The 9,374-nt window shown below is 38.1% G+C and carries 8 protein-coding genes; 2 read left to right on the top strand and 6 right to left on the bottom strand.

Annotation, left to right across the window (positions count from 1 at the left end; all coding sequences use genetic code 11):
• Positions 1-62 precede the first annotated feature (62 nt).
• Together pncB and AC0QT4_RS01580 are read left to right on the top strand one after the other, a co-directional pair.
• The gene (gene pncB / locus AC0QT4_RS01585; protein ID WP_473199955.1) at positions 63-1,367 is read left to right on the top strand and encodes a nicotinate phosphoribosyltransferase; all 1,305 of its coding nucleotides are present in this window, start codon (positions 63-65) and stop codon (positions 1,365-1,367) included.
• A gap of 292 nt (positions 1,368-1,659) precedes the next feature.
• On the top strand, positions 1,660-2,001 hold the full coding sequence (locus AC0QT4_RS01580) for a hypothetical protein (protein ID WP_473199954.1): 342 nt from the start codon (positions 1,660-1,662) through the stop codon (positions 1,999-2,001).
• Positions 2,002-2,380: 379 nt separating this feature from the next.
• Here the strand turns inward: AC0QT4_RS01580 and AC0QT4_RS01575 are convergent, their stop codons facing one another.
• The 6 genes from AC0QT4_RS01575 to pheT form a co-directional block, all read right to left on the bottom strand.
• Positions 2,381-2,767 carry a YbaN family protein gene (locus AC0QT4_RS01575; protein ID WP_473199953.1) on the bottom strand — a complete coding sequence of 129 codons (387 nt, stop codon included), beginning with the start codon at positions 2,765-2,767 and terminating at the stop codon, positions 2,381-2,383.
• A 390-nt stretch (positions 2,768-3,157) separates the two neighbouring features.
• On the bottom strand, positions 3,158-4,063 hold the full coding sequence (locus AC0QT4_RS01570) for a metal ABC transporter permease (protein WP_473199952.1): 906 nt from the start codon (positions 4,061-4,063) through the stop codon (positions 3,158-3,160).
• The gene (locus AC0QT4_RS01565; RefSeq protein WP_473199951.1) at positions 4,060-4,926 is read right to left on the bottom strand and encodes a metal ABC transporter permease; all 867 of its coding nucleotides are present in this window, start codon (positions 4,924-4,926) and stop codon (positions 4,060-4,062) included. The genes AC0QT4_RS01570 and AC0QT4_RS01565 overlap by 4 nt, the downstream gene beginning before the upstream one ends.
• Positions 4,923-5,753: a manganese/iron ABC transporter ATP-binding protein gene (locus AC0QT4_RS01560; RefSeq protein ID WP_473199950.1), complete on the bottom strand. Its 831-nt coding sequence runs from the start codon at positions 5,751-5,753 to the stop codon at positions 4,923-4,925. The genes AC0QT4_RS01565 and AC0QT4_RS01560 overlap by 4 nt, the downstream gene beginning before the upstream one ends.
• Positions 5,750-6,658, bottom strand: coding sequence for a metal ABC transporter substrate-binding protein (locus tag AC0QT4_RS01555; protein WP_473199949.1), 909 nt, complete (start codon positions 6,656-6,658; stop codon positions 5,750-5,752). The genes AC0QT4_RS01560 and AC0QT4_RS01555 overlap by 4 nt, the downstream gene beginning before the upstream one ends.
• Before the next feature lie 284 nt (positions 6,659-6,942).
• On the bottom strand, positions 6,943-9,357 hold the full coding sequence (pheT, locus tag AC0QT4_RS01550; protein WP_473199948.1) for a phenylalanine--tRNA ligase subunit beta: 2,415 nt from the start codon (positions 9,355-9,357) through the stop codon (positions 6,943-6,945).
• Positions 9,358-9,374 lie beyond the last annotated feature (17 nt).

Raw genomic sequence — 9,374 nt, 5'->3', positions numbered from 1 at the left:
CTATATTGATCGTGTTGGTAGACAGTAATTTTAGATTTTATGAGACTGAAAGAAACAGGATTATGAATCACCCAGATATTGCTAGACGCGTTTATGATCATACTTGGAAACTTGATCCCATTATTCGCTCGCTTCTGGATACGGATTTTTATAAACTTCTTATGGTACAGATGATTTGGGGGCTTTATCCTAATGTCAATGTTACCTTCTCTCTCATAAACCGTTCTAAAACAATCCATCTTGTCGATGATATTGATGAAGGTGAATTGCGCGCCCAACTTGATCATGCCCTTAGTTTGCGTTTTACAAAAAAAGAAATGATCTGGCTTGCTGGTAATACATTTTATGGACGTAGACAAATTTTCGAACCAGATTTTCTTCATTGGCTTGAAAACTTTCAACTACCAGAATATGAACTAACCCGTAAAGATGGTCAATATATTCTCCATTTTCATGGTTCTTGGGCCCATAGCTCTATGTGGGAAATTCCTGCTCTTGCTATTATCAGTGAATTACGTTCACGTGCTGCTATGAAAAACTTAGATCGTTTTGCTCTTGATGTGCTTTATGCACGTGCTAAAGCAAAAATGTGGGATAAAGTTGAACGTCTTAAAAAATTGCCTGATATTAAAATATCCGACTTTGGCACAAGGCGTCGTCATTCTTTCTTATGGCAACGCTGGTGTGTTGAGGCATTAAAAGAAGGAATTGGCGATTCTTTTACTGGAACTTCCAACGTTCTTCTTGCCATGGATACAGATTTAGAAGCTCTTGGTACCAATGCACATGAATTGCCCATGGTCATTGCCGCCCTCGCCAAGAATGATAATGAATTGTGCAAAGCACCTTATAAAGTTCTGCAAGATTGGAGCCGTTATTATGGTGGAAATCTTCTCATTGTTTTGCCTGATACCTTTGGTACAGAAGCGTTTTTACGCAATGCTCCAGATTGGGTAGCAGATTGGACAGGTTTTAGACCTGACAGTGCTCCACCTATTGAGGGTGGCGAACGCATTATACAATGGTGGAAAGAAAAAGGAAAAGATCCACGTGAAAAATTACTGATTTTTTCTGATGCACTTGATGTCGATACAATTGAAAAAACCTACCATCACTTCTATGGTAAGGTGCGTATGAGTTTTGGATGGGGAACAGACCTTACAAATGACTTCTCAGGATGTGCACCGCAAGAAATTGCAACTTTTGATTCTCTTTCCCTTGTCTGCAAAGTCATACATGCCAATGGCAAGCCAGCCATAAAACTCTCAGATAATCCTGAAAAAACTATCGGTGATCCTAAAGAAATACAACGGTATCTCAATTTCTTTGGGAACGAAAAACGTGTTGCTAGACCCGTAAAGACTTAATCATAAACCCATTTGTATGAAACAATAGCATAAAAATTTTATTATCCATAAAAATACCATGCTGCTCTAAATAGTTTGTACGATGGTAGATATTCTTTTTTCATCAAAAACTCCTTACAATGGTAAAGGTTAACATATTAATCTAATGGCTGAATCTGAGAAACAAAAAACTATAATTTATTTATTGACAATTATAACCAAAACGTGCATTTCATGTGGCCATAATGTGTATTTGCCTTAATTTCAGAGCAAACGCATTTGTAAATTTGTTTGTTATTAGGAAATTTATCTCATGAAACATATTATTTTAACTGCGGTAGTGTTTTCTATCTTTTCTTCAGTATTATCTCCAATGACAGCTAGTGCGCGAGGCTGTGGGATACTGATAGCGGAAAAACTTGTAAAACAAGCTAATAGTCAAGGTAAGAAGCATGGAGAGAACGAGAAACAACTTCTTGCAGAAATTATTACTCCTCAGGCGAGAGGATTCTTTAAAATTAGAGAAGACAGATATTCGGTTGATCTAATACATTATCCCGTTCTTCGTGCTTTGGGATTTGGGAAGGACTGTCATTTGATTGACCCGCATCTGAAAAAGAGGACATACTGGGCTCTTTCATGCTCTGTTGATTGAAAGTAGTAAAGAAAGATAAAGGCTCTTGATAAAGAAAGCATCTCGTGTTGCACGAGATGCTTAGCTTCGTAGATTACCCATAGGTGTAGCAATGGCAACATGCAAAACAGTGAATTATCATCGTAAATCAATATGTTGTAGCTCCTCAAAGTAGCTTTATAAACATTGGGATGACAGTACACCATTTTCTCTACTCATAAAATTGTCTTCACAAACGCATCATTCTACCGAATAAATCATTTTTAAAAAGCTCATTGTTTTGTATATTCTTTATAGCGATACGTGATTTTTAAACTTTGAGAAAAAAATCTTTATCTCTGGTTCCCATAAATCAACTAAAGAGAAAGAAACGTTTGGTTCCTAAGTCCTGTTTCTGTCATTATGACGATGGACGTGTCACAATATAAACGGCAATAAACAGCAAAATAGCAGCAACGAGTAGAGCAAACCACAAAGCAGGATGCACCATCACTAAAAAAGATAAAAAACCACCAACCATACTCACCACTGCAAAAACTTTAACAAATGTCGAAATCGCGCCTTTTTCTTCCCATTGCTTAAGAGGAGGCCCGAATATACGGTGATTGTTCAACCAACAATGAAAACGTGGCGATGAACGAGCAAAACACCATGAAGCAACTAATAAAAAAGGTACGGTTGGCATAACAGGTAATAGGATACCAATGACACCTAATATAACCATAACCCACCCTAATATAAAAATGCAAATGCGCAAAGAGTTAGATATTTTAAAATTTTTCTTCATCTTTTAATACTTTGTTCCTTTGTGCAAAACTATTGTATATACTTTTTTGCTTCTCAATGCTCTAGGGCATAACTCCTATACATCTTTATTTGTAAGCATATTTGCTATGATAACCTCCGCTAAAGCATAAAATAGCTCATGCAATATGATGATCATTGCAAAATTTTCAAGAAATCAGAAAAAAATTCAGAAAAGATAAAAATAAAAAGGCTGCAGAATAAATCAATGCAGCCTTTTAATTATAAATGCAGTGTTTGGGGGAGAATACAGACTGCATTCATCTGCTAGACATTAGGAGGAAAACGTTCTAGCACCTCGCCTTCTAGTTAAAACTAGCATGACAGACAATATACAAAAATGCATGTCTACCATGCATAAATTTTGTCGTACTTAGATTTCCTGAATTGTAGTTCGACGAAAGAAAAGTGACATAAAAATAGTGATAAAAATAAGTGTTAAAATCAATACAATTGTGGAAGCAGAATCAGAGCCAATAAATAAGCTTAAATAAATTCCTAAAAAACCAGAGAAAGCTGCAACAAGTGTAGCGATTACCAACATAAAAGAAAATCGTTTTGTGATAAGATAAGCAATCGCTCCTGGTGCTATCAATAAAGAAATAACCAGAACAATTCCAACAGCTTTCAAAGCCGCAACAATAGTAAGAGAAATCATTGTTAAAAGAGTATAGTGGAGCAGCGATATTCGTAACCCCATTGCACGCCCTTGAACTGAATCAAAAATATACAGCATAAAGTCACGCCACTTCGCTCCTAGAATACCGGTAACAATAGCAGAAATTATCGCCGTCTGTGTAATATCAAGCCAATTAACACCCAAGAGATTGCCAAAGAGAATATGATTCAGATCTAAGCTACTATAAATAGCCGTTGCCAAAACAAGCCCCAAACCAAACATAGAGGAAAAAACAACACCCATCACTGTATCCTGTTTGATGCGGCTATTGCTTCCCAAAAAACCCGTCAGAATAGAACAAATCATACCCGCGACAAAAGCACCGCAAGTAATTAAAGTCATTGTAACATTTTCTGGACGTACATGCTGAAACCAAGCAAATGGTAAAGAAGTCAAAAATGTTATCACCCACGGTGTTGCCATATAACCAACCACAACACCGGGAAAAACCGCATGGGAAATTGCATCACCCAAAAGCGCCCATCCTTTTAAAATAAGAAAACAAGAAAGCATCGCCATTGGGACAGAAAGGATCAAAACAATGAGCATACCCTTAAGCATAAAAGAAAACTGAAAAGGAAGGAGTAACTGATCAATCATGATAATATCATTCCTTTTTGTGCCGCTTTTATCCGTAAGCGCGCAGCAATAAACCCGTGTTTGGGAGCAAAAATAAAAGCTACCATAAATAAAAATGCTTGGAATAGAACAACAACACCACCCGTTTGCGCATTTAAAAAATAACTCACATAAACACCCAATATGCTTGTAAATGTCCCGATCATAACTGCAATAACCAAAACGTTCACAAAACGATCACTTAAAAGATAAGCTGTTGCTCCAGGCGTCACAACAAGACAGATGACCAAAAATGCTCCAACAGTTTGCATAGCAGCAACGGTACAAGCGGCAAGGAGCGTGAAAAAGAGAATCTTTAAAAACTTTACGTTTAACCCAATGGCACGTGCATGCGTTTCATCAAACAAAGAAACAAGGAGATCTTTCCATTTCAAAAGCAATATAAACAAAGAAAGAAAACCAATAAAAGCCAATTGTATAATATCTGATGAACTCACTGCTAAAATATTTCCCAAAACAATCGTATCAATATTAACAGCCATTGGTTTTAATGATTTGAGGAACAATCCAAAAGCAAAAAAGGAAGAAAAAATCAGACCAATAATGGTATCTTCTTTTAGCTTCGTACGGTGGTTAAAAAAGAGCATTGCTGCTGCGGCAAGCCCACCAGAAAAAAAAGCTCCAAGTGAAAAAGGTAATCCTAAAAGATAAGCTCCTGCTACACCAGGAACAATCGAATGGGAAAGGGCATCACCAATCAAGGACCACCCTTTCAACATCAAAAAAGCAGAAAGAAAGGCACAAACACACCCCACTAATCCCGAAACCCACATCGCATTAACCATATATTGATAGCTCAGTGGTTCAAGCAACCAAGAAATCATGCAACATGCTCCATATTTTGAGTATTCTCAAGAACGAGAGGCTGTTTACTCCCTGCAAAAACATCATTTTTTTTTGTACTTTGAAGATCAAAAATATGATGGTGCAAAGATCCACCAAAAGTTTTTTCAAGATTTTCTTTTGTAAAGACAGTTTCAGTTAACCCCGAAGCCAAAACCGTTCCCTTTATTAAAACTGTATGATCACAAAACTCACGAACAGAACCCAAATTATGGGTAGAAACCAATATCACAGCTCCTTCTTTACGGAGGTCTTGTAATAAAGCAATGATTTTATCTTCTGTTGTGACATCGACTCCTGTAAATGGCTCATCTAATAAAATAGCTTTTGCTTGCTGTGCAAGAGCACGTGCCAGAAAAACGCGCTTTTTCTGCCCACCAGAAAGTTCGCCAATTTGACGTTTGGCAAATGCCAACATATCAACGCGTTCTAATGCAACACGGACAGCTTCATAATCTCGTGCCCGTGCATAACGAAAAAAATTCATATGTCCATATCGTCCCATCAAAACAACATCTTCGACGAGAACAGGAAAATTCCAATCAACATCCTCACTCTGAGGAACATAAGCAATAAAATTTTGCTTTAAAGCCATGTCAACGGGCAAACCAAACATGCGAATTTTTCCTTTTGATGGTCGCACAAACCCCATAATAGCTTTAAATAACGTTGATTTGCCTGACCCATTAACGCCAACCAGTGCCGTAATAGAACCTGTTGGGCTGTCAAAGTTTACTTCGCGCAAAGCTGTGTGCCCATTACGATAAGTTACTGTTACCCCTTGAGCAAATATTCCAGATCCTGTCATTGGCCTTTTACTCCATCTAATAAGGCATTGCTAATCCGCCCACTCGTGACACGTAATAAATCAATATAGGTTGGGACCTCACCATTTTTTTCACTCAAAGAATCAACATAAAGAACACCACCATATTTAGCCCCTGTTTCTCTCGCAACCTGTTTAGCAGGCGCAGGAGAAATAGTGCTTTCAGAGAAAACTGCTTGAATATTGTATTTGCGAACCATATCAATAACGTGCTTAACTTGCTGTGGTGTCCCTTGCTGATCAGCATTAATTGGCCATAAATAAAGTTCTTTCAGATCAAAATCACGTGCCAAATAACTAAATGCTCCTTCACTCGTGACAAGCCAACGTTTGTCTTGTGGTACTGCTGCCAATTCAGCCCTAATTGGATCAATTGTGGCACGAATCTTTTGTTTATAAGTTTCGGCATTTTCTTTATAAATAGCAGCATGCTCAGGATCGTATTTTACAAAAGCATCACGAATATTATCAACGTAAATCAAAGCTGAAGTTGGCGACATCCATGCATGAGGATTAGGCTTACCACTGAAAGGTCCCTCACCAATTTTAATCGGTACAACACCTTCAGAAACAACAGCACTTGGAACATCTTTAATATTTTGAAAAAATTTCTCAAACCAAAGCTCCAATTCTAATCCATTCCATAAGATAAGATTTGCTCCTTGTGCGCGCATTAAGTCGCGAGGTGTCGGTTGATATTCATGAATTTCAGCACCTGGTTTGGTGATTGATTCAACATCAGCGGCATCACCTGCTACATTCCGTGCCATATCAGCAATAATAGTGAAGGTTGTCACTGCTTTAAATTTACCAGCACATAAAGCTAAATTAGGAGTGAGAAAAATAACACTCCCCCAAATTATGGTAAAAAACGTTCTTACGTTCATTAATCTTCTCTCTTTCATAACTTTTATTGCTAATGATTTGCATTACTATCTAGCAATAACAGTTATTTTTTACATTTGCAATGAAGGATTCTGCCAAAAAATAACTTTTAAAAATGTTTAGAAATATTCTTTCTTGTTAAAAAAACTGATGATTGAAAGAGAAAATGGCTTTGATGTAGAAGCCCCTTTTTCAAGAATTCTTATAGATCTTTTAATGCAAAAAATAAGGGAGCACTCAAAAGTACTCCCACTTTATAAAATAATCCGATAAAAAAGAAAGATACTCAACAACGCAGAGATGCACCCGTTGCTTTGGTGACATTTTCTACTATTTTCAAAGTAAGCTCTTCTAAATCTTCATCAGTTAAAGTCCGTTCAATGGGTTGAATAGCAACTTCTATCGCCACAGATTTTTTATCCTCGCCAAGGTTTAAGTCTTCAAAAACATCAAAAATCTGCACTGAATGGATTAGTTTTTTATCTACTCCACCTACAGCGCGAACAATGAGAGAGGCCGCAACCGTTTTATCAACTACAAATGCAAAATCACGTCGCACCATTTGAAAAGGCGACAGTTTCAAAGGAGAACGACTTTTTATAGCCTTTTTCTTTGATTCTGGAATCCGATCAAGAAAAACCTCAAAACCACATAAAGGACCATTAACATCTAATTTTTCTAATGTAGCAGGATGAAAAATACCAAAAAAACCAAGAATAATCTTTGATCCAAGTTTCATAACCCCTGAACGACCAGGATGATACCAATCGGGTGCTCCAATCTCAATCTGTACCTTCTCAATATCCATACCGCATGCTTCCAAAACAGCCAATGCATCTGCTTTTGCATCAAAAACATTAACGGCTTTTGCATTACCACTCCAAAAGCGTCCCGCCCCTTCAAATCGCTCTGTTCCACGGCGAATCCCACCAGCAACGCGCTGTTGTTTATCAGGTGTATCACCTTCATAAATGTTCGAAACTTCAAACAAAGCAAGATCTGAAAAACCACGATCAGCATTTCGCTGTGCTGCTACAAGCAAACCAGGTAAAAGCGAAGGACGCATGACAGACATATCAGGAGAAATAGGATTGACCAATTTAAGCTGTATTTGCCCCCCTCCAAAAGCAAGCGCCTGTTTTTCAGAAATAAAAGACCACGTCACAGCCTCCTTCATACCACGATGTGCCAAAGCCAAACGAGTAAGACGTGAACGAAGTTGCGAACATGTTAAACCTTGATTTTTTTCTTCTACGAAATCTTCTAACGGAATGGGCTCAATTTTATCTAACCCATAAATTCTCATTACCTCTTCAACTAAATCCGCTTTACCGACAATATCAGGGCGCCATGTTGGTACTTTAACCGTTACCACATCTCCTTCCCCTTCAATGCAAAACCCAAGCTTTGTTAAAATAGTAAGGACTTTTTCACGCTCTATTTGTAAATTTGTTAAACGTTTAATTTCAGAAAAGGGAAAAGCGATTTGTTTGACTTCTGGGGGCTGATAACCAATAATTCTCGCTTTTGAACCTTCACCACCACAAAGACGTAAGACCAATTCTGTTGCAACCTCAAGCCCTTTTTCCATAAAAGCTGGATCAACACCCCGTTCAAACCGATAGCGGGCATCACTAATCAGTCCTAATGTGCGACCTGTTTGCGCAATGCTTTGTGCATCCCAAAGAGCTGATTCAATAATAACGCGACGTGTCGTTTCATCACAGCTCGTTCTTTCACCACCCATAATACCAGCAATCGATACAACCCCCTCATCATCGGCAATCACACAATCTTTAACACTCAAATTATAGACTTTTCCGTTAAGTGCCTGAAGCTGTTCACCCTCACGACCAAGACGTATACGCAAATGGCCTTTAATCTTATCTGCATCAAAAACATGAAGTGGACGACCAAGATCAAAACTGATATAATTGGTCATATCAACCAGTGCATTAATCGGTCTTAAACCAATTGCATTCAAACGCTGTTGCATCCATTGTGGCGATGCACCATTTTGAACATTGCACACTTCACGCCAAGCAAAACCTAAACATAATGATGAATCTTGCGGAAAATCTAAAGAAACATCAAGGAGTGTTTCAAAAAAAGTATCAAACTGTGGCAAGGATAACTCTTTTAACTGTCCAATTCCGGTCGCCGCAAGGTCACGCGCAATACCATAAACACCTGTGCAATCAGAACGATTAGGTGTTAAACCAATATCAATGATTGGATCATCTAAACCTGCATAAGCCGCAAATGACATTCCAATAGGTGCATTTTCTGGAAGTTCGATAATGCCATCGTGTTCACTTGATAATTCAAGCTCTGCTTGTGAACACATCATCCCAAAACTCTCAATTCCGCGGATTTTTCCTACAGATAATGTTACAGCAAGTCCAGGGACATAAGTGCCTGGAAATGCAAGAACACCAACAAGTCCAGCACGTGCATTGGGTGCCCCGCAAACAACTTGTACAGGCGTACCAGACCCCACATCAACAGACAAAATCTGGAGTTTATCTGCATCAGGATGTTTTATTGCCGTTAAAACTTTTGCAATGACAAAACCTTTCAAAGAAGAACGGTCATCAACACTATCAACCTCAAGGCCTATAGCCGTTAGTTTATCACAAATTTCATCTAAAGACGCCTTTGTCTCTAAGTGATCTTTTACCCACGACAATGTAAATTTCATTTTAAAACCTCATATCA

This window comes from Bartonella sp. EBT8, from assembly GCF_055796165.1.
This window is presented reverse-complemented; position numbering and strand designations above follow the sequence as displayed.